General features: G+C 64.8%; 26 protein-coding genes and 1 pseudogene. 19 read left to right on the top strand and 8 right to left on the bottom strand.

The features are described from left to right. Positions 1 to 418: 418 nt before the first annotated feature. From pufB to RBJ75_RS15190, 3 genes are all read left to right on the top strand, one after another. Positions 419 to 574, top strand: coding sequence for a light-harvesting antenna LH1, beta subunit (gene pufB, locus RBJ75_RS15180; RefSeq protein WP_044407850.1), 156 nt, complete (start codon positions 419 to 421; stop codon positions 572 to 574). Between the two features lie 12 nt (positions 575 to 586). Continuing rightward, complete coding sequence (locus RBJ75_RS15185; protein WP_044418001.1) at positions 587 to 766, top strand: light-harvesting protein; 180 nt, start codon at positions 587 to 589, stop codon at positions 764 to 766. Between the two features lie 456 nt (positions 767 to 1222). Continuing rightward, positions 1223 to 1912 carry an HAD family hydrolase gene (locus tag RBJ75_RS15190; protein WP_044417997.1) on the top strand — a complete coding sequence of 230 codons (690 nt, stop codon included), beginning with the start codon at positions 1223 to 1225 and terminating at the stop codon, positions 1910 to 1912. Between the two features lie 13 nt (positions 1913 to 1925). Here the strand turns inward: RBJ75_RS15190 and RBJ75_RS15195 are convergent, their stop codons facing one another. Then, complete coding sequence (locus RBJ75_RS15195; RefSeq protein ID WP_044417995.1) at positions 1926 to 2621, bottom strand: glutathione S-transferase family protein; 696 nt, start codon at positions 2619 to 2621, stop codon at positions 1926 to 1928. Positions 2622 to 2840: 219 nt separating this feature from the next. Further along, positions 2841 to 3548, bottom strand: a complete 708-nt coding sequence (locus RBJ75_RS15200) for a glutathione S-transferase N-terminal domain-containing protein (RefSeq protein WP_044418008.1) — start codon at positions 3546 to 3548, stop codon at positions 2841 to 2843. Positions 3549 to 3706: 158 nt separating this feature from the next. Here RBJ75_RS15200 and RBJ75_RS15205 point away from each other — a divergent pair, with 158 nt between their 5' ends. From RBJ75_RS15205 to RBJ75_RS15240, 9 genes and pseudogenes are all read left to right on the top strand, one after another. Then, on the top strand, positions 3707 to 4096 hold the full coding sequence (locus RBJ75_RS15205; protein ID WP_044418006.1) for a calcium-binding protein: 390 nt from the start codon (positions 3707 to 3709) through the stop codon (positions 4094 to 4096). A gap of 177 nt (positions 4097 to 4273) precedes the next feature. Then, the gene (locus tag RBJ75_RS15210; protein WP_044417993.1) at positions 4274 to 5317 is read left to right on the top strand and encodes a hypothetical protein; all 1044 of its coding nucleotides are present in this window, start codon (positions 4274 to 4276) and stop codon (positions 5315 to 5317) included. Positions 5318 to 5381: 64 nt separating this feature from the next. Then, a pseudogene (locus tag RBJ75_RS29495) lies at positions 5382 to 5637 on the top strand (hypothetical protein); the annotation flags it as partial. Positions 5638 to 5800: 163 nt separating this feature from the next. Beyond that, on the top strand, positions 5801 to 8587 hold the full coding sequence (uvrB, locus tag RBJ75_RS15215) for an excinuclease ABC subunit UvrB (RefSeq protein WP_317528493.1): 2787 nt from the start codon (positions 5801 to 5803) through the stop codon (positions 8585 to 8587). 52 nt (positions 8588 to 8639) lie between these two features. Beyond that, positions 8640 to 8918: a type II toxin-antitoxin system RelE/ParE family toxin gene (locus RBJ75_RS15220; protein ID WP_044417991.1), complete on the top strand. Its 279-nt coding sequence runs from the start codon at positions 8640 to 8642 to the stop codon at positions 8916 to 8918. A 12-nt stretch (positions 8919 to 8930) separates the two neighbouring features. Next, positions 8931 to 9236 (top strand): HigA family addiction module antitoxin, encoded by a 306-nt coding sequence (locus RBJ75_RS15225; protein WP_044414297.1) that lies wholly within the window; start codon positions 8931 to 8933, stop codon positions 9234 to 9236. 48 nt (positions 9237 to 9284) lie between these two features. Then, positions 9285 to 9572, top strand: coding sequence for an addiction module antidote protein (locus RBJ75_RS15230; RefSeq protein WP_044414299.1), 288 nt, complete (start codon positions 9285 to 9287; stop codon positions 9570 to 9572). A gap of 61 nt (positions 9573 to 9633) precedes the next feature. Next, the gene (locus RBJ75_RS15235; protein ID WP_044414300.1) at positions 9634 to 9960 is read left to right on the top strand and encodes a type II toxin-antitoxin system PrlF family antitoxin; all 327 of its coding nucleotides are present in this window, start codon (positions 9634 to 9636) and stop codon (positions 9958 to 9960) included. Between the two features lie 7 nt (positions 9961 to 9967). Then, entirely contained in the window at positions 9968 to 10468 is a 501-nt protein-coding gene (locus tag RBJ75_RS15240; RefSeq protein WP_044414303.1) for a type II toxin-antitoxin system YhaV family toxin, read from the top strand. Between the two features lie 313 nt (positions 10469 to 10781). Here the strand turns inward: RBJ75_RS15240 and RBJ75_RS15245 are convergent, their stop codons facing one another. After that, positions 10782 to 12035: an acetyl-CoA C-acetyltransferase gene (locus tag RBJ75_RS15245; protein ID WP_044414305.1), complete on the bottom strand. Its 1254-nt coding sequence runs from the start codon at positions 12033 to 12035 to the stop codon at positions 10782 to 10784. 270 nt (positions 12036 to 12305) lie between these two features. Here RBJ75_RS15245 and RBJ75_RS15250 point away from each other — a divergent pair, with 270 nt between their 5' ends. Further along, complete coding sequence (locus RBJ75_RS15250; RefSeq protein ID WP_044414307.1) at positions 12306 to 14390, top strand: methyl-accepting chemotaxis protein; 2085 nt, start codon at positions 12306 to 12308, stop codon at positions 14388 to 14390. A gap of 48 nt (positions 14391 to 14438) precedes the next feature. On the opposite strand, the gene RBJ75_RS15255 is transcribed toward RBJ75_RS15250, so the two are convergent. Then, entirely contained in the window at positions 14439 to 14678 is a 240-nt protein-coding gene (locus RBJ75_RS15255) for a (2Fe-2S) ferredoxin domain-containing protein (protein ID WP_317528494.1), read from the bottom strand. Between the two features lie 211 nt (positions 14679 to 14889). Here RBJ75_RS15255 and RBJ75_RS15260 point away from each other — a divergent pair, with 211 nt between their 5' ends. Further along, a complete protein-coding gene (locus RBJ75_RS15260; protein ID WP_276156520.1) occupies positions 14890 to 15330 on the top strand; it encodes a hypothetical protein in 441 nt (146 codons plus the stop codon). A 95-nt stretch (positions 15331 to 15425) separates the two neighbouring features. Here RBJ75_RS15260 and RBJ75_RS15265 read toward each other — a convergent pair whose 3' ends face one another. Next, positions 15426 to 15830, bottom strand: a complete 405-nt coding sequence (locus tag RBJ75_RS15265; protein ID WP_044417180.1) for a DUF1236 domain-containing protein — start codon at positions 15828 to 15830, stop codon at positions 15426 to 15428. A 192-nt stretch (positions 15831 to 16022) separates the two neighbouring features. Here RBJ75_RS15265 and RBJ75_RS15270 point away from each other — a divergent pair, with 192 nt between their 5' ends. From RBJ75_RS15270 to RBJ75_RS15285, 4 genes are all read left to right on the top strand, one after another. Continuing rightward, positions 16023 to 16301 carry a hypothetical protein gene (locus tag RBJ75_RS15270; protein ID WP_044417178.1) on the top strand — a complete coding sequence of 93 codons (279 nt, stop codon included), beginning with the start codon at positions 16023 to 16025 and terminating at the stop codon, positions 16299 to 16301. 137 nt (positions 16302 to 16438) lie between these two features. Then, positions 16439 to 16579, top strand: a complete 141-nt coding sequence (locus RBJ75_RS15275) for a hypothetical protein (RefSeq protein WP_173427394.1) — start codon at positions 16439 to 16441, stop codon at positions 16577 to 16579. Between the two features lie 557 nt (positions 16580 to 17136). Then, positions 17137 to 17571 carry a nuclear transport factor 2 family protein gene (locus RBJ75_RS15280; RefSeq protein ID WP_044417172.1) on the top strand — a complete coding sequence of 145 codons (435 nt, stop codon included), beginning with the start codon at positions 17137 to 17139 and terminating at the stop codon, positions 17569 to 17571. Between the two features lie 256 nt (positions 17572 to 17827). Then, on the top strand, positions 17828 to 18250 hold the full coding sequence (locus RBJ75_RS15285) for a hypothetical protein (protein ID WP_044417171.1): 423 nt from the start codon (positions 17828 to 17830) through the stop codon (positions 18248 to 18250). 161 nt (positions 18251 to 18411) lie between these two features. Here the strand turns inward: RBJ75_RS15285 and RBJ75_RS15290 are convergent, their stop codons facing one another. The 3 genes from RBJ75_RS15290 to RBJ75_RS15300 all read right to left on the bottom strand — a co-directional run bounded on the left by RBJ75_RS15290 (position 18412) and on the right by RBJ75_RS15300 (position 19662). Then, complete coding sequence (locus RBJ75_RS15290) at positions 18412 to 18564, bottom strand: hypothetical protein (protein ID WP_044417170.1); 153 nt, start codon at positions 18562 to 18564, stop codon at positions 18412 to 18414. 144 nt (positions 18565 to 18708) lie between these two features. Then, the gene (locus tag RBJ75_RS15295; protein ID WP_044417168.1) at positions 18709 to 19191 is read right to left on the bottom strand and encodes a MaoC family dehydratase; all 483 of its coding nucleotides are present in this window, start codon (positions 19189 to 19191) and stop codon (positions 18709 to 18711) included. Between the two features lie 9 nt (positions 19192 to 19200). Next, positions 19201 to 19662: a MaoC family dehydratase gene (locus RBJ75_RS15300; RefSeq protein ID WP_411194526.1), complete on the bottom strand. Its 462-nt coding sequence runs from the start codon at positions 19660 to 19662 to the stop codon at positions 19201 to 19203. An 83-nt stretch (positions 19663 to 19745) separates the two neighbouring features. On the opposite strand from RBJ75_RS15300, the gene RBJ75_RS15305 reads away from it, so the two are divergent. Continuing rightward, positions 19746 to 20039, top strand: coding sequence for a DUF4282 domain-containing protein (locus RBJ75_RS15305; protein ID WP_044417182.1), 294 nt, complete (start codon positions 19746 to 19748; stop codon positions 20037 to 20039). The last annotated feature ends 134 nt before the right edge of the window (positions 20040 to 20173 follow it).

Consider the following 20173-nt stretch of genomic DNA (forward strand, 5'->3'; position numbering starts at 1 on the left):
GGCACGCGTCATTTCGGGTAGCACGTGCCCCGGACGCGTTGCACCGCGCCGCCATGGCGGCGTGGTGCGCCGCTGAGCCGGGGCCCCGGTTACTTATCGGCGCTCGGAAAGCGGGGTCCCGGGTCTGCGCAGCAGCGCTGCGCGCTGCACCGCGCCCGGGACACGATGCCTCACCTGCGGTTTGAATTGGCGAATCGTTTGATCTGCGTCGACGCCGCGCCGTCGCTTCGCACCCATAGATACCGCCATGACGGACTAACAACTACGCGCGTACCGGCCAGGCTCAAACCTAAGTCGCGTGCTCACGAAAATTTGTTCCGGCGCAATGGCGGCCGGTTCCGTTGCTGCCACACAGGCGACGACCGACGGCGGCGTGGCCGCCGGAGTCGAGACGAACATCAATCTCAAGAGGTCTGAAATGGCAGAAGATATCAACAAGGTCTGGCCGACTGGTCTGACCATCGCGGAGTCGGAAGAGCTCCACAAGCATGTGATCGACGGCACCCGCGTGTTCGGCGCGATTGCGATCGTCGCTCACTTCCTGGCCTATGTTTATTCGCCCTGGCTGCATTAAGGAGTATCGACAATGAATCAAGGACGTATCTGGACGGTGGTCAAGCCGACCGTGGGTCTTCCGCTGCTGCTCGGCAGCGTCACCATCATCGCGATCCTCGTTCACTTCGCGCTGATCTCGAACACCACCTGGTTCCCGAAATACTGGAACGGCAAGACCGCCGCGATCGAAACGCCGGTCAGCATCGGTTGATCGCAGCTTTCGCTGTGACGCAGAGCCGGGATCCGATAGGTCCCGGCTTTTGCGCGCCTGGCCTTCGCCGACCCGAAAATGGCCCCGGTACGCCGCCAGCGTGCCGAGGCCAGACGCTCGGGAGGTATTCGGACGGTTCGTCGCGAATTGAGCCATCAAATGCCTGTTGCCGGCAGATAGATTTGACGCAGAACAATTCCGGCGTGGCGCCGCCGCCGATGCTATAAGCCGCCATGATGACCATTACCGCAACGCCATGCCATCGATGACCCTTCGAGCCCCAGCATTGCCGCGCAGGCTCGCCTGCGCCGTGTGCGGAGCGGAGTTCTCCTGCGCCTTGTCGCAAGATTGCTGGTGCGCCAAGGAGCCCGCGCGGCTGCCGCTGCCGAATCAGCAGGGCGGCGCCGACTGCCTGTGCCCGGACTGCATGCGCCGCATCAGCGCGGAGCAGGCGCAGTGAGCGGGGACTGGCAGGTCGACGCCGTGTTGCTCGACATGGACGGCACGCTGATCGACACCGAGCGGATCTACATCTCCAGCCTGACCAATGTGCTGACCGGATTCGGCTATGCCGACGCCGAGACGGTGTGTCACGCCATGGTCGGCCTCACCGGCCCCGACTGCCAGCAATTGCTGATCGCGCGCTATGGCGCCGATGTGCCGCTCGACGCCATCAACAGGGCGTTCGTCGCCCGGCGCGACGACGTTCTGCGCGACGGCCTGCCGCTGAAGCCGGGCGCGCGCGAATTGCTCGATGCGCTGCGCGAGGCCGATTGCCCGATGGCGCTGGTGACCTCGGCGTCGCGGCGCACCGCCGAACAGCATCTGACGCTGGCGGGCATTCGCGCACGCTTCGCCACATTACTGACCCGCGACGACGTCGCCCATGGCAAGCCCGATCCGGCGCTGTATCTGCTGGCGGCGCGGACGATGCGGGCGCGGCCACAGGCCTGCGTCGCGGTGGAGGATTCCAGCGTCGGCGTCGCCGCCGCCCATGGCGCCGGCGTGATCACCCTGATGGTGCCGGATCTCGAACAGCCCGGCGCGGAAACCCGCGCGCAATGCGCCGCGGTGCTGCCGGACCTGCACCAAGTGCTGGCGACGCTGCGCGCCCGCGGCGGCCTTCGCGCGGCGCGGCCGTCGTGATCCGGCGGATCGGTCAGACCGGATAGCTGCCCGAATTCCGCGCCATGCCGTCGAACGCGTCGAGCAGCCGCCCGCGCCAGCCATAGACCGCATCCTCCGGCTGCAGCAGCGCAAAGGGCGAGACCGCGCGCGCCCATTGGAACGGGCCGAACACGATGTAATCGGCGTAGTTCGGCTGCTCGCCGCCGATGAAGGGCTGCGTTTTCAGCGTCAGCCGCAGCGGATCGAGCGACTTGCGGAAACCCGCGACGGCCTGATCGCGGATAGCGGCCGCGTCCTCCAGCGTCTTGCCGAGCCGCGCCTCGCGGGTCTTACGGAAATAGGCCTGATCCTCCGGCGGCAGATGGCCGACAATATCGGCGGCAATCAGCGGAAAAATCCCGCCGACCACCGCGACGTCGCCCCACCAGTTCAGCATCCGCGCCATGGCGCGGCCGCCCGCGCCGCCGAACAGCGACGGGCGATCCGGATAGGTGTCCTCGAGATAATTGGCGATCGCCCAGGAATCGCACACCGCGGCGTCGCCATCGAGCAGCACCGGCACCTTGTCGGACTGATACGGCGCGATCGCGGATTTCTCGGTGAAACGCCACGGCAGCTGCTCGGCCGCGAGCCCCTTATGCGCCAGCGCCATCCTTGTGCGCCAGCAGAACGGACTGAATGGCCGGGCCTCGTCGGTGCCGACCAGTTCGAACAGTTTGAGAGACATTGTTACACCTCAGTCGTCAGAAATAATCTGCAGCGCGGCGATACGGGTGCGCGGCTATACGTTGCCCCTCATCCTGAGGAGGCCCGAAGGGCCGTCTCGAAGGATGAGGGAAGGATGAGGATTGACGCGCTCATCCTTCGAGACGCCGCGCAAAGTTGCGCGGCTCCTCAGGATGAGGGCCGTGCCGGTGGACAGCGCCTTGTTACTTCACCACCGAAGCTACCTCACCACCGAAGCGGTCTGGCCGAACAGCAGCTTCTTTTCTTCCTCGGTGCGGATCGTCGGCTGACCGAAATCCGGATTGACCTCCTTGGCCTTGGCGTAGGCGCGCTCGGTCGCCGGGCGCTGTCCGATGGTCTCGAGCCAGCGCTTGAGATGCGGGAAATCGTCGATGTTCTGGCTCTGGTTCTTGTAGGGCACGATCCACGGATAGCTCGCCATGTCGGCGATGGAATAATCGCCGGCGATGAACTCGCGATCGGCCAGACGCTTATTCAGCACGCCATAGAGCCGATTGGTCTCGTTGACGTAGCGGTCGATGGCGTATTTGATTTTTTCCGGCGCGTAATTGTTGAAGTGATGGTTCTGCCCGGCCATCGGGCCGAGCCCGCCCATCTGCCAGAACAACCATTGCAGCGTGTCGGTGCGGACGTAGAGATCCGACGACAGGAATTGTCCGGTCTTCTCGGCCAGATACAGCAAGATCGCGCCGGATTCGAAGATCGAGACCGGCTTGCCGCCGCCCTTGGGGTCATGATCGACCAGCGCCGGGATCCGGTTGTTCGGCGCGATCGCCAGGAATTCCGGCGTGAACTGATCGCCCTTGCCGATATTGATCGGGACGATCTTGTAAGGCAGCCCGGCCTCTTCGAGGAACATGGTGATCTTGTGGCCGTTCGGCGTGGTCCAGTAATACAGATCAATCATCGGCATCTATCCCGGAAGGTTGCAAAGAGCCGCACCCAAACTGGATGCGTTTGCATGAAGTTTGACGTTTTGGGGCGCGAAGTCAATGGCGATTAGCGCCTTGATGCGGCGAGCCGGTTGACGCATCTTGAGCGCAGCTGTGGCGGAAGGAGATCATGATGACCACACGACGAACGGTATTGGTGTCCCTGGCGTTATCGGCGCTGGCCTTGGTGCCGGCATCCGCGGCCTCGCCGCTGCAGGCGCTGGACCCGGATAAGGACGGCACCGTCGACCTCGCCGAGGCGAAGGCGGCGGCATCAAAATTGTTCGACAAGCTCGACCGCGACCACGATGGCACGCTCGACGCAAAGGAGCTGCGCGGCAGGCTCAGCAAGGCCGACTTCGCCAAGGCCAATCCGGACAAGGACGGCACGATCGACAAGGACGAATATCTCGCGCTGGTGGAGCAGCGCTTCCACGCCGCCAACCCGGACAATGACGGCACGCTGGACGCCAAGGAGCTGGCCTCGCCGGCCGGCAAGGCGCTGGTCAAGCTGTTGCTGTAAGCTTCGTTGCGATCGTCTTTGTTGGTATAGGCTACCCGGGCGCGGCGATTGAACGCTTTGGCACCCGCCGCCGACCCAGCAATGGCCGCGGCGGCAAGGCCGGCCGAGGTCCTCGCGGGTTCACCGCCCTTACCATGATTACGTCGGCCTCCGGACAGGCGCGGCACGGAGCCGGCAATGCAGATTTCCAAGGACGATGTTCGCGCCGCCGCGCAGGCCGGATTGATCGCCCCCGATCAGCTCGCGCCGTTGCTCGCATTCCTTGCCGCGCGCCAGGCTGGCGGCGCGAGCGGTCCGCGCTTCGATATGGTGCATCTGCTGTGGTATGCCGGCACGTTGCTGGTGATCTCGGCAATGGGGCTGTTCTCGACGCTGGCATTTTCGGCGATGGGTGGCGCGGCGCTGACCGCCACCGCGCTGATCTATGCGGCGGCGTTTCTCGGCGCCGGGCATTATCTGTGGCACCGCAAAGGCCTGCGCACGCCGGGCGGGCTGCTGATCGCGGTCGCGGTGGCGATGGCGCCGCTGGCGGTGTTCGGCGTGCAGGACGCCTTCGGGATGTGGACCGATTTCGGCAAGCCGAAGGCGATGCGCGACTTCTATATCTGGATCAAGGGCAGCTTTGTGTTCATGGAGCTCGCCACCATCGCGGCGGCGCTGCTGGCGCTGCGGTTCTATCGCTTCCCCTTCATCGTGCTGCTGATGGCGGTGGCGCTGTGGTTCATGTCAATGGACATCGTGCCGTGGATCACCGGCGCACCGTTCGGCAATTGGGAGGCCTCGCGGCGGGTCTCGGTCGGCTTCGGCCTCGCCATGCTGGTCATCGCCTTGATCGTCAATGGCCGGCAGCGCCGCGGCGATTTCGCGTTCTGGCTGTATCTGTTCGGCGCGCTGACCTTCTGGGGCGGCATCACCGCCTCGTCGAGCGGCAGCGATGTCGACAAGGCGCTGTATTGCGCGATGAATGTCGGCTTCCTGGTGATCTCCGTGGTGCTGGCCCGCCGGGTGTTCGCGGTGTTCGGCGTGATCGGGATCGCGATCTATCTCGGCGACCTCGCCGACAGGCTGTTCAAGGATTCGCTGCTGTTCCCTTTCGCGCTGTCGCTGATCGGGATCGGCATCATCGCGCTCGGGCTGTATTCCAACCGCCATCAGGCGGCGATCGGCGCCTGGGTGGCGGCGCGGCTGCCGGAGGCGGTGAAGCGATTGCGGCCGGCCTAGCGAGATCTCCGGCGCGGCGCGATCAGGCCTTTTTTCGCCGGCCGATGCCCCCCATATTGCCGGCATGGCCAACGACACCCCCAAAAAACCCGCCAAGCCCAAGGCGCCGACATCCAAGGCTCCGAAATCCAAGGCGCACCGCCCCGACGTGCAGCCGATCGGGCCGGCGCTGGCGGAATTGCTGAATCCGGCGATCAATCGCGGCGATGCCGGGATGGGATCGGGCACCGGGCTGCAGCCGCCGCCGGACAATTCGCGCGCCCGCCGCGATGGCGAGGCTGCTGTGCACCGGGCGCGGGCCTCGACGCCGAAGACGTTTGAGGGCGATGGCGGCAAGCGCAAGATAGCCGGCTCAGCATCCGACGCTTACCCCCCTCCCCCGACCCTCCCCCGCAAGGGGGGAGGGAGAAGAGAGCACGGCCTCACCAAAACTCTCCCCTCCCCCTCGCGGGGAGGGGTCGGGGGTGGGGGGTGCCGCGGGCGGTGAGTTCGCGCGGTTTCTCCGAAGCCGCGCAATCCGAATTCGCCACGCCGACTTACGGCACCAAGGCGACGATCCCGGAGCTCGATCCGGAGCTGGCCAGGCAGCTCGGCTTCACCACCGCGGAGGAGGACGCCGAATTCGCCCGCGCGCCGCGCAACAAGATGGAAGGGCTCGGCGTCCAGGCCACCGCCGAGGCGTTGGAAGCGCTGATCCGCGACGGCCGCCCGGAATTCAAGGGCGACGACGGCGGCGTCAAGGTCTGGACTCCGCATCGCCCGCCGCGCCCGGACAAATCCGAAGGCGGCGTCCGCTTCGTGATCAAATCCGAATATGAGCCCAAGGGCGACCAGCCGACCGCCATCAAGGAACTGGTCGAGGGCATCCAGCGCAACGACCGCACGCAGGTGCTGCTCGGCGTCACCGGCTCAGGCAAGACCTACACGATGGCCAAGGTGATCGAGGCGACGCAGCGCCCGGCGATCATCCTGGCGCCGAACAAGACGCTGGCGGCGCAGCTCTATGGCGAGTTCAAGAGCTTCTTCCCCGACAACGCCGTGGAGTATTTCGTCTCCTATTACGATTACTACCAGCCCGAAGCCTATGTGCCGCGCACCGACACCTATATCGAGAAGGATTCCTCGATCAACGAACAGATCGACCGGATGCGGCATTCGGCGACGCGCGCGCTGCTGGAGCGCGACGACGTCATCATCGTCGCCTCGGTGAGCTGCATCTATGGTATCGGCTCGGTCGAGACCTATACGGCGATGACCTTCGCGCTGAAAAAGGGCGAGCGCATCGACCAGCGGCAGCTGATCGCCGATCTGGTGGCGCTGCAATACAAGCGCACCCAGGCGGAATTCACCCGCGGCACTTTCCGGGTGCGCGGCGACGTCATCGATATCTTTCCGGCGCATTACGAAGACCGGGCCTGGCGCGTCAATCTGTTCGGCGACACCATCGAGAGCATCGAGGAATTCGACCCGCTCACCGGCCACAAGCAGGACGAGCTGGAATTCTGCAAGATCTATGCGAATTCGCATTATGTGACGCCGCGGCCGACGCTGATCCAGGCGATGAAGTCGATCAAGGCCGAGCTGAAATGGCGGCTCGAGCAGCTGCACGATCAGGGCCGGCTGCTCGAAGCGCAGCGGCTGGAGCAGCGCACCACCTTCGATCTCGAAATGATGGAAGCCACCGGCTCCTGCGCCGGCATCGAAAACTATTCGCGCTATCTCACCGGCCGCCGCCCCGGCGAGCCGCCGCCGACTCTGTTCGAATATGTCCCCGACAACGCGCTGGTGTTCGCCGACGAAAGCCACGTCACCGTGCCGCAGATCGGCGGCATGTTCAAAGGCGATTTTCGACGCAAGGCGACACTTGCGGAATATGGATTTCGCTTGCCGTCCTGCATGGACAATCGGCCGCTGCGGTTCGAAGAATGGGACATGATGCGCCCGCAATCGGTCGCGGTGTCGGCGACGCCGGCGGCGTGGGAGCTGAATGAGAGCGGCGGCGTGTTCGTCGAGCAGGTGATTCGTCCGACCGGGCTGATCGACCCGCCGGTCGACATCAGGCCCGCAAGGACCCAGGTCGACGACCTGGTCGGCGAAGTCCGCGCCACCGCGGCGGCCGGCTATCGTTCGCTGATCACCGTGCTGACCAAGCGGATGGCCGAGGACCTGACGGAATATCTGCACGAACAGGGCGTCCGCGTCCGCTACATGCATAGCGACATCGACACTATCGAGCGGATCGAGATCATTCGCGATCTGCGCTTGGGCGCGTTCGACGCGCTGGTCGGCATCAATCTCTTGCGCGAGGGCCTCGACATTCCGGAATGCGCGCTGGTGGCAATCCTCGACGCCGACAAGGAAGGCTTTCTGCGCTCGGAGACTTCGCTGATCCAGACCATCGGCCGCGCCGCGCGAAACGTTGACGGCCGCGTCATCCTCTATGCCGATCACGTCACCGGCTCGATGACCCGCGCCATCGCCGAGACCGACCGCCGCCGCGAAAAGCAGGTCGAATATAATACCGAGCACAACATCACGCCGGAGAGCATCAAGAAGTCGATCGGCGACATTATGAACAGCGTCTATGAGCGCGACCACGTGCTGGTCGAGATCGGCGGCGGCACCGCGTCGTGGTCCGACGATGTCTCAAGCATCGGGCATAATTTCGAGGCGGTGCTGGGCGATCTCGAAACCAGGATGCGCGAGGCCGCGGCCGATCTGAATTTCGAGGAAGCAGCCAGGTTGCGCGACGAAGTCAAACGCCTGCGCGCCACTGAGCTCGCCGTAGTCGACGACCCCACCGCCAAACAACGCAGCGTGCAAAGCAAGGCCGGATCATTCAAGGGCGCCAAGCAGTTCGGCGCGAGCGCAAATCTGCCGAAGCAATCCGACAAACGCGGCGGCAACAACACCCCGCGCGCACCCTCCCTCTTGCGAGGAGGGTCGGCCGCCGAAGGCGGCCGGGGTGGGGCCTCTGCTCCCTCCCCCCTTGCGGGGGAGGGTCGGGGTGGGGGGTCGGCAACGGGATCGTCCAAAATCCACAAGCCCGACCTCGACGAAATGGGCATCGCCACCTGGCACGAGGTCAAACCCGCCCGCGGCAAAAAGGTCGAGCGCCCGCGCAAGCCGACGCTCGACGAAATGGGCCCGGGCAGCGAGAGCAGGATCTTTCAGCCGAAGAATTCGCGGGAGAGCGGGCCGGAATTCGGCCCGGCGCCACGAAGTAGCGGCGGCGCGCCGGGGCATCGGGGTGGGTGGAAGAAGAGGTAAGGACGGCGCCATTCGGCTTGCGCCATTCCCTGACGCAGAATAGCCTGCTGTCATGATCCGCTCGTTCCGGGATACGGCAACTGCGCGGCTGTTCGCGGACCAGGACGTGCCACGCTTTCGTGCCATCGAACGGCAAGCCCGTCGCAAGCTGCTGTGGCTGGACGGCGCGGGAAAGCTCAACGATCTGCGGCAGCCGCCCGGCAACCGTCTCGAAGCTCTCAAGGGCGATCGCCGCGGACAATATTCAATCCGCATCAACGATCAGTGGCGGATCTGTTTCGAATGGCATGATGACGGCGCAGAGATGGTCGAGATCGTGGACTATCACTAGAGGACGGCGACGATGGCCCGAACAAGACAACTGCCCCCCATTCCTCCCGGCGAAATCCTGATCGAGGAATTCATGAAGCCGAACGGGATCAGCCAGAACCGGCTGGCGCGCGACATCGACGTCAACCCGGCCCGCGTCAACGACATCGTGCACGGCCGCTCGGCCATCACCGCCGCCGTCGCGCTGCGGCTGGCAAAGTATTTCGGCACCACGCCAGAACTCTGGATGAACCTGCAGGCCTCCTACGACCTCCGCCGCGCGAGAGCCAGCGACTGGCCCAGCATCGAGCCGCGGGTGCGGGTGCTGGCGGCGGAGTAGGCCGGCTGCATTCAGCGGGCTCCGAACTGGCCTATCTGGAGGGATAAGATGGTGAGAGCGCGAGTCTTCGACGCGGCCGACTATCTCGATAGTCCGGAGATGATCGCCGCCTATCTCAACGAGGCTTTTGCATCCGAAGATCCGGCGCTGATCGCCAAGGCGATCGGCGCCGTGGCGCGCGCACAGGGCATGACCGATGTCGCGGAAAAGGCCGGCCTGTCGCGAGAAAATCTCTATCGTGCACTCGGCGGCGACGCCAAGCCGGAATTCGCCACCGTGCTCAAGGTCCTGCACGCGCTGGGGATCGATCTGGTGGCGCAGACCCGGGTGGTGTAAGTCGATTGACAAAGTAAGAATTTTTCCTTACTTTGCCTCCTCCCCTCCAAGGTTTCCGACCATGTCCCACCCCGTCGAAGAACTCAGCACCCTCTCCTCCAAGGGCCAGACCACGGTCCCGAAGTCCGTACGCCAGGCGCTGGGCCTCAGCGAAGGCGATCAGATCGCGTTTCGGGTCGATGAGACCGGTGTCACGCTGCGGCGGGCGGAGGACGCGCGGGACGATCCGGCGATGGCGGCGTTTCTGGCCTTCCTGGCGAAGGACATCGCAAGCCACCCGGCCAAGCTCAAGACGCTGTCTCCCGCAACGGCCAAGCGCATCGCGAAGCTGACCAAGGGCATGGTGTTCGATCCCGACGAGCCCATCGAAGGCGACGTCGACCTCTGAGCGCGCCATGATCGTCAACGGCTGGACGATCTATTGTCATCCGCTGTTTCTGGATCAACTGGCGCGGCTGATCGCAGGCGTCGAACGCGACAGGCAGAAGGATCCGGCGGACTACACCAGACGATCCAACATTAAGCTGCTGAATGCGATCCGGGCGATCATGCTGGAACGGATTCCGCAGGACCCGACCGACAAACGCTATCGGCTCGGCGGCACGCTCGGTGAGAATCGAAAACACTGGTTTCGCGACAAGTTCGGTAACGGCCGGTTCCGGCTGTTCTTCCGCTTCGATCTGCGCGCCAAGATCATCGTCTATGTCTGGGTCAATGACGAGACGACGCTGCGGACCTATGGGGCGAAGTCGGACGCCTATGCGGTGTTCGCGTCGATGCTGAAGGACGGCAATCCGCCGGATAGTTGGGATCGGCTGCTCCAAGCGAGCAGGGATCCGGAAGTGTTAAAGCGAACCGCAGAGATCATGAACAAGCCCGGCGAAGACAGCATGTGAGGCAGAGCGCTCAGCTTCCTCTTGTCCTGGCGCTGTGCAGCGCGAAGCGCTGCGGAGCAGTCCCGGAACTCGTGCCGATGCGCCAAAGAAACCGGGGCCCCGGATCTGCAGCGCATCGCGCCGCAAGGGCGGAGCGATGCGCTTTGTCCGGGGCACGGGTTGCGGACAGACCTTTGTAGTTTGAGGCGCCCATGTGTCGGGCACCGCGCCGTCCATCGTGGTTGGCCGGGTCAAGCCCGGCGGACAGCAAAAAGGGCGGCGCGATGCGCCGCCCTTTGTTCAGTCGAACGCTTCCGCGTCCGCTGCTATCCCCTCACACCCGCTCGATGATAATCGCCGGCGCCATGCCGCCCGCCGCGCACATCGTCACCAACCCGCGCTTCAACCCGCGGCGTTCCAACTCGTCGAGCACGGTGCCGATCAGGATGGCGCCGGTGGCGCCGATCGGGTGGCCGAGCGCGATGGCGCCGCCATTGACGTTGACCTTGTCGCGGTCGAGCTTGAGGTCGCGGATGAATTTCTCAGCGACCACCGCGAAGGCCTCGTTGATTTCCCACAGATCGATGTCGTCGACGGTGAGGCCGGCCTTGGCCAGCACCTTGCGGGCGGCGGGCACCGGCGCGTTCAACATCAGGGTCGGGTCGTCGCCGATATTGGCCATCGCCACGATGCGCGCGCGCGGCTTGAGGCCGTGCTTCTCGGCATATTCTTTCGAGGTCAGCAGCACGGCGGCGGCGCCATCGACCACGCCCGAGGAATTGCCAGCGTGGTGGACGTGCTCGATCTTCAGGTCGGGATATTTCTGGGTGATCTGCTTGCGATAGGTCGAGCCCTCGGCGTCGAGCGGATAGTCGGCCATCGCGGTGAAGGCCGGCTTCAGCGCCGCGAGGCCTTCGGCGGTGGTGTTCGGGCGCGGGAATTCGTCCTTGGCCAGCACCACATTGCCGGCGTCGTCGGTGACCGGCACCAGGCTCTTGTCGAAGCGGCCTTCCTTGATGGCGATCGCGGCGCGGCGCTGGCTTTCCAGCCCGAGCGCGTCGAGCGCTTCCCGAGAAATGCCTTCCATCGAGGCGATGGCGTCGCCGCAGATGCCCTGATGCGACTGCGGATGCACCGCGTTGAGCCGCTTGTTGCCGCTGCCCATGCCGAGCGGCGGCTTGCCGGCGGCCATGTCCTCGGCGGCCATCGCGCCCGTGAGCGACATCATTTCGGTGCCGCCGGCGATCACCACGTCTTCCATGCCGGACATGATCTGCGCCGCGGCGAAATTCACCGCCGTGATGCCGCCGCCGCAGAAGCGGTCCAGCGTGGTGCCGGAGGCCTTGATGTCGTAGCCGGCGTCGAGCGCCGCCATCCGGCCGAGATCGCCGCCCTGCTTGCCGCGCTGGGTCGAGGTCGACCAGATCACGTCGTCGACGTCGGCGGTGTCGAGCTTGTTGCGCTCGGCGATGGCGCGCAGCACGGTGGCGGCCAGATGTTGGGGATGATGCTCGGCGAGTGCGCCTTTGCCGACCTTGCCGATGCCACGAGGGGTGCGGACTGCGTCGATGATATAGGCGTCGGCCATTTTGGTCTCCCGAGGTTTTTTGAAAGTTTTTCTTGCACGGGAGATTGTCCGGGACGGCCGTAAAGTCAAGCCGACGCAGCGCCGCCTGGCCATGCGCGGGCGACGGCGGCCGATTCCGGCAACAGCGGCACGGGCCGGCCGCGGCGCGCGACGACGCCCTGTGCAGGAAAGCTCGGCAGCCGGACGCCGCAGGGCCGGTTCCCGTCAACCTTAACTTAAGCCAGATCGGCTACGCCATAGGAAGACCTTCCTCGTTTCAGGCTGGATACTATGAAAATCGGTACGCTCCTGACCATCGCGATCGCCTCGCTCTCGGCCGCCGCTGGCGGCCTTTCGGTGTATCTGGCGGCGACGAAATACGAGACGATGCAAAAGGTCACCACCGCGCAGGAGCGGCTGGCGCTGGTGCGCGCCGTCGGCGACATTCCCCGCTATCTCAATCCGGAGCGCGGCTTCTCCACCAACCTTCTGTTCGGGCCCGCCACCATCGATCCCAAAGCCCGCGCCGAACTCGCCGAGAAATATCGCAAGAATACCGACGGAGCGGTCGCCAAGATGAACCGGATCAGGGCCAGTTCGGTCGGCGCGCTCGACGACGGCGCCGATGTCGCCAGCCGGATCGATGCGCTGAACGCGCGGTTCAAGGCGTTGCGCACGGCGATCGACACCACGCTCGACGGCCCGGCGGAGACCCGCCGCGACGCCGCCAAGAAAATTGTCGCCGACAATTCGGCCTTCAATGCCGCCGTCACCGCGCTGCTCGCCGAACAGGTCCGCCGGATCGCGGCGCTGAACGGCCAGGCCTACCGCCAGGCGTCCTACGCCAATGTGGCCTGGACGCTGCGCGACATCGGCGGCCTCAATTCTAGCCTGCACAAGAACCTGGTCGGCGCCAACCGGGTGGCGACCGAGGCGGAGCGGATGGCGATCAGCCGCTCGCAGGGCGCCGCCGACCAGATCCAGGCCTCGCTGCTGGAGCTGCGCGGCAATCCCGCCACCCCGGCCAATGTCCGGGCCGCGCTCGACAAGATGCAGGAGACCTTCGTCGATCGCTTCGGCAAGGAATTGCAGCTGGTCAAGGCCGGCGCAGTCAGCGGCAAATACGAGCACGACACCGCCACCTATTTCGCCGAGACCCAGCTCGGCCTCGCCACCGTGATCGGCGTCCGTGAGGCGTTTTACGACAATGCCGAGGAGCTGCTCGACACCGCTTACGGCAACGCGCGTTTCAGCTTCGTGGTCGCGCTCGGCGTGCTGCTGGCGGTCGCCGCCGCCAGCGTCGCCATGGTGGTGATGGTCCGTCGCCGCATCATCCAGCCGATCGTCGGCATCACCGCGTCGATGTCGCGGCTGGCCAGCGGCGACGCTGCCGGAGAAATTCCGGCCAGCGACCGTCGCGACGAAATCGGCGCGATGGCGGCCGCGGTCCAGGTGTTCAAGGACAATCTGATCACCGCCGAGAGGCTCGGCCGCGAGCAGGCGGCGGAGAACGACGCCAAGATGCGCCGCGCCCAGATGGTCGACGATCTGACCAGATCGTTCGAATCGCGGATCGGCGAGTTAGTCGACGGGCTGTCGTCTTCGTCCGCGATCATGGAGTCCACCGCGCGTTCGATGTCCTCGACCGCAACCACCACCGACCGCCAGGCCGGCCTCGTCGCCGGCGCCTCCGAACAGACCTCGTCGAATGTTCAGATGGTCGCCAGCGCGACCGAGGAACTGACGTCATCGATCACCGAGATCAGCCGTCAGGTGGCGCAATCGGCGCAGATCTCCGCCCGCGCCGTCGAGGACGCGCGCCGCACCGGCGACACCGCGCAGTCGCTCGCCGCCGGCGCGCAGAAGATCGGCGACGTGGTGACGCTGATTCAGAACATCGCCGCCCAGACCAACCTGCTGGCGCTGAACGCCACCATCGAGGCCGCCCGCGCCGGCGAAGCCGGCCGCGGCTTCGCCGTGGTCGCCTCGGAGGTGAAATCGCTGGCCGGCCAGACCGCCAAGGCCACCACCGAAATCTCCGAGCAGGTTGCCGCCATTCAGGGGGCCAGCGACGAGACCGTGACGGCGATCCGCAACGTGCTCGCGGTGATTACCGAGATCGAACAGATCGGCGGCGCGATCGGCGCGGCGATCGAGCAGCAGGGCTCGGCCACCAGGGAGATCGCCCGCAACGTCCAGCAGGCGGCGCACGGCACCCAGGAGGTCAACACCAACATCTCGGGCGTGCAGCAGGCCGCCAATCAGACCGGCGATGCCGCCACACAGGTGCTGGGGGCAGCCGAGCAATTGTCGCAGCAGTCGAAGGACCTCGCCAGCCAAGTCAATCGCTTCCTCGAAGACGTCCGCGCTGCTTGAGCCAGGCACCGCCGTGCCGCGTGAAGCGAATGCCGCTCCGGCCGAACCTCAGCGATCCGGCATCAGCATCCCGGCGGCGGCGATGGCGGCTTCGGCATCGGCCGCCAACAGAAACTCGCCCCGCGAAAGCGTGGTGGCGCCGGCGATCACCGCGGCGCGTTTCGGGCAGATGCCGAGACAGCCGGTCTGCACCAGGCGTGGCGGCTTGATGTGCTGGGCGGCGCCGCGCCGCTTCAGCTCGGCCTTGAGCGCCTTGCGCAGCGCCTTGCCGTCGGCCACGCGCGACAAGCATTTCTTGCAAACCAACACTGGCGAGGCGCGACGCGGCCGGGCAATGACGACGGATGGACTGACCATGACCTCGATATAGGCGCGGCGCCCGCGATGTCGAGCTCGCCGCCGCGCAACCCCGAGGCGCAACCCCGAATTGCCAATTCGACGCCGCGCCCGCATAGTCGATCGAACCATCCCTCCCGACCGAATCTCAAGGAAATCACCAATGGCGGACGCCGAACTGGATGTCATCATCCGGCAGCTTGCAAAGCAGCAGCACAAGACCCTGATGGCCGCCGCCAAGGCGCGGCGCGATCGCGCCCTGGGCCTCGCCGCCAAGGCCAAGGACGCCGCCGCCAAGCAGCGCTTCAAGCAGATCGCGGCGGCGACGATGGAGCAAGGCAGCGCCGCCGCCAAGCGGCTGCAGATCTCGGCCGACAACGCCGCCGACAGTTACGCCCGCGCGCTGCGCAAAGCAGCCGAAGCGCCGGCCGCCAAGCCGCTGGCGCCTGCCAAGAAGAGCGCCGAGAAGCCCGCTGCCGAAAAGCCTGCCAAGAAAATCCCGGCCAACAAGATCCCGACGGGCAAAAAGCCGGCCACCAAAAAAGCCGCTGCGCCGCGCCCCAAGAAGGCCGCCGGCAAATCCGCGACAAAGACCAAGGCCTGAACCAAGCCTGATGACGACCGGACGCGGTTGTGGCGGCGCAGACGCCGCCACAACGAAAGACCGTAGTCGCGGCGGCCTGACGCCGGCCGCTTCGATTACTGCCGGATCACCCCGGCGACCCGCTTGGTCTTCGGATTCACCAGCACGATTTTGTCCTGCAGCATCGCATAGTGATAGTTCTTCACCATCGGCACGTCACTGGCCGCCTTGGCGGGGAGCGCCTGGGTCTCGAGGCCGCTCGGCACCCTCTCGCCGACATTGCCGAGGAAGCTCGCCGGCGCATTCTGCTTGCTGGCGTCGGCGCTGAGATCATTCCACAAAGTCTTGTTCTGTGCCGCCGACAGCGTCAACTTGCCGCTGGCTTTGGCGGATCCGGTGGTCGCATGCGACATGCTGTCATCGGCGCGCGACATGCTTCCGGCCAACGCGGTTGAGACGCCGGAGAGCATCAGCGACGCGGCAAGCGCGAGCGGCAGATATCGCTGGGTGGATTGCTTCATGTCAGTACTCCTGTTGGACTGAATCGTCGCCCCCTCAGCACCCGGGCAACGCCGTGCGCGGCACGCCGTTTCGTTACAAATCCGCAACCGATTCACGACGGCGTGAGCCATTGCGGTAGAACAAGCCGCGGCCGCATTTATTGTCTTGGTTGACGGCAATCCCTATTCTCGCCCCCCAATTCGGATCTCGCGATGGCCTGGTTTCTCAATCACTATCAATGCTTGCGCTGCCAAGCCAAATGGACCGACCAATGGTCGAGCCTGTGCGACGATGATTGTCCGCAGTGCGGCGCGCGCCAGATGTTGCCGCATCTGGCCGAAGAACTGACGACGCTGATCGAACGCGACGGCCACGATTATGTGGTGCGATGGTCGCCAGAGACCGCCGAGAACGAGCCGGATTACCGCGAGCTCGGCCGCTTTCCGAGCCGCGAGCAGGCGCTGGAATTCCTCGCCGCCGACGGCTACTGACGCCGCGCCCCGGCGCTTTGCAGACCCCTGCCCTGACCACGCCGCGGGTATGGACGCGTCTATTCCCATACAAAGGCCGACGGAGTTGCTAACGTCGCTGCGCGCCGATTCCACCAACCCGTGCGCAGGAGAACGTCATGGCCAAGGGTCAGATGAAGAGCAACAAGGAAAAGAAGAAGCCGAAGGCGGATAAAAACGCCAAGAAGGGCGGCGTCGCCAACGTCAACCCATTCGCCGCATCGAAGACGCCGTCCGGCCAGGCACCGAACAAGAAGTAGGCCGGTCGATCCGACATCGCGCCGCGCTGGGCCGCGCTGAAACCGACGCTGGCGGCACTGATCGCCGCAGCGCCGGCAATCGGCTGCGGTCTGGCGCTCGGCGCGGTGGCGCCAGCGCGCTGATCCACGCCGCAACACCGAAGTGGCCGCCGACGCGCCGCGCCGCCCGCAGCCACGAAGGGACCGCGCGAACCCAGGGTCGGCAGGCTCGCTGGATAGCAGTAAAACCCGGCCCTGACGCCGATCGGCGCGACCATCGGAGCGATCAGCGCCGCTGACACTATTTGGCTGATCCCGCTGCGCGACGTCAAAATGCAGACCCGACGGGAACCAGCGCACGGTTAGCCGCGCCGGGGCCCCCCACCGCCACATCTTCGCCACAAACCATTCTGGCGGGGGCCTTTTTGCATTTGTGCATTGCACAATAACACATTGCATTCTATTAAAATGCGCTTAGTTGGTAGCTAACGATTATCATAGTCAGCATCCCGCCACGGCGTCCATTTTTGACGCCCATGAGTGGCTGACTGCAACTCAGTTCCAGAGAGCCTGATCGCATGACAGAGCACAGCCTCTGGCGTTTTTCGCGCGCGTTACATCGCGCGCTGAACGAACGCCGGATCGACGAACTCGCCAACCTTATCGACGACAATATTGATTGGGCGATCTATGGGCCGATCGACATGTTCCCATTCCTCGGCGTGCGCCACGGCAAGGCTGAAGTAATCGAGGTCTGCGCGCAGATCGGCAACACCGTGCGCGTGCAACGGTTCGATCGCGAATCGATCATGCTGGGAGTCGATTCGGCTGCCTCGATGATGCGCTATTCGCTGACCGCGCTGACCTCCAACAAGCAGATCAGCGTGCGGCTTGCGCTGTTCGCGCAGTTCAGGGACCAGCGCCTGACCAGCATGCGCATGCTGCTTGATACGTTCGATCTGGTCGAGCAGGCGCTCGGCAATCCGATCGACCTGCCGCGGCTCGCCGGCTAGCGCAATTCCGGTTCTGATAGATCAGAGCCGGAGCTAGATTTTTGTCCGACACGTTTTTTCACGCGAACCGGTCCCAACTTCGCTCGAAAACGCTCCCGCCGCCCCGGGCGGGCACCGGTTGGGCTCGAATCCGCCGAAAGACCGAGCTGCCGCCGCAGATTGGCCCCGATGCGGTCAAATTGCACGGGCTGATGGTAAGGCTAGATCGTTGTGCGGGGACAACCGCGCTGCCACATCGCCACAAGGGGAACAGCCGATGAACGCCACGCCATTCGAGAAGCCCGAAACATCCGAAGTCGACGACAACCTCGCCGCCGTCTCCGAGGTTGAGGCCGGGATCCGCGACTTCGTCCGCAATGATATCGCCTATCTGCGGCGGCCGACGCCGGGCTTGGCCAATGCCGACGCCGACATTCCGCTCGATCTCGGCGCCGAAGCCACCGTCAACAACGTCAATTCACTGATCCAGCGAGTGGCCGGAACCTCGCTGGCCGAAATCGAGAATCTGATGGGCGAGCTCGAAGCGCTGCGCGATCTGCTGCACAGCGAGGGCCAGCGGGTCCAGCGCGAGATTTCCGGCTATGCCCAGCTCAGCCAGGCCGCGATGAAATCCACCCGGATGATCGCCGACAATGTCGCGCAATGGAAGCGCACCGCCGACGGCATTCGCAAAGGCTGACACCGCGAATTCCGCAGCCGCCGCGGCATCCCGCCGGTTCCTGCGGAGCGCACAAAAAACGCAGCCATTGCAAGATGGCTGCGTTTTTTTTGTGGTGCGTCACCTGCGCGGTCAGGACCGGGCCCGGCAGCAGGCGGGCGTTTGGCCGCCAGCCGCCGCGATCAGCGGCTCGCCGCCGTCACGGCCGGAGCGGATTCGAACGAATAAGCGCCGTCGGCATAGCCCTTGACCACCATGCAAGTGGTGATCATCACCGCCAGCGTAACGGAAGCAAAAACAAGGCCGACAAGTTTCAGCCCCGTGTTATCAGCCATCGTCGTAAGTCCTCTTGATGTGTTGTTCGATTGAGCAGAGCTCCCGCAAGGTGTCCAAAATATTAACGGCAAGGCCTTTGGAGCGGTTGCGGTGTCGAAAAATTGACGAGTTGATTAAAATGTCACACTCGGCGCCCCCGACGCTTAGGTGACCCCGGACCGGCGCGGCACGAAAGCCGTCGCCAGGAACGAGAACACCACCTCGCCGCGCTGATTGGTGCCAGTGTTCCGAGCCTGCAGGATGCCCCATTCGGGACGCGAATCCGAGGTTCGCAGCGATTCGATCACGCTGGAAAAGCTCACAATGTCGCCGGCCAGCACCGGCTTGATCCAGCGCAGCTCGCGAAACCCCGGCGACGGCCCGCCGACCGCGACCGGCTCGCCGCGCGCGGCCTCCTCGGCTGCCTGTCGCTGATGGTCGGCCACCAGCAGCTTCATGCAGACCGAGCCGACATGCCAGCCCGAGGCCGCCAAGCCGCCGAACAGCGAGTTGCGGCCGGCCTCCTCGTCGAGATGAAACGGCTGCGGATCGAATTTTGCGGCGAATTCCTTGATCAGCTCGGCCGTGAAAGTGAACGACCCCAGATCGCGGCACTGGCCGATCACGATGTCTTCGAAGAAACGCATGAGCCCGCCCTAATTCGCCGCGACCGCGGCGCGGCGCCGGATGATGATCGGCGACACCATCTCGCACAATTTCTGGCCGGCGCCGTTGCGGACGCTGCATTTGAAGGTGACGATGCCGGTTTCGGGCCGGCTTTGCGACACCCGCGCCTGCGCCACCTCGACATCGAGGGTGAGATCGTCGCCCGGACGGAACGGCGCCAGCCAGCGCATCTCGTCGACGCCCGGCGAGCCCAGCGACGCGGTGCGCAGCAGATAGCCGTCGCACATCATCCGCATCATGATCGAGCACAAGTGCCAGCCCGACCCCGACAGCCCCTTCAACATCGAGGCATTGGCGGCCTCGTCGTCGAGATGCATCGGCTGCGGATCGAATTCGCTGGCAAAGGCGATGATCTCCTCGCGCGTCACGCGGCGAGGTCCAAAGCTGCCGAAATGGCCGGGAGGGAAGTCTTCGAAGCTGAGGGTCATGATGGCATTTTGCTGGCGGGAGCCTGATTGTGGCCGTTATTGCAGGCAATCACAAGCCACGCAATCCGACGGCCGGGAGACCAATGATGTTCGAATTTCGCGACCTTTTTCAATGGGACCGGTTCATCACCCCGACGATCATCAAGACCTTCTACTGGCTGGTGATCGCCCTGATGGTGCTGTTCGGAATCTCGGGGATTTTCTCGGGCCTGGCCGCGATGGCGGTGAGCCCGTTCAGCGGCTTCATCCTGGTGCTGTCCAGCATCGCCAGCGTTATCGTCGGCATCGTGTTCTCGCGCATCGTCGCGGAGTTCATCCTGATCGTGTTCCGCATCAACGAACATCTCGGCGCGATCCGCGACGAGGGACAGTTGCGGTAGATTTTTCGCGCGTCTTCTCGTGATGCTGAGGTGCCCGCGCGCCGACATGTGGTGAGTTCGATCGAGCACCGCATCGCGCGGGGCTCGAATCAAACATGATTTCGTCATTGCGAGCCGAGGACGGCGCATCGCGC

The organism is Rhodopseudomonas sp. BAL398, assembly GCF_033001325.1.
Taxonomy (GTDB): Bacteria; Pseudomonadota; Alphaproteobacteria; order Rhizobiales; family Xanthobacteraceae; genus JARJEH01.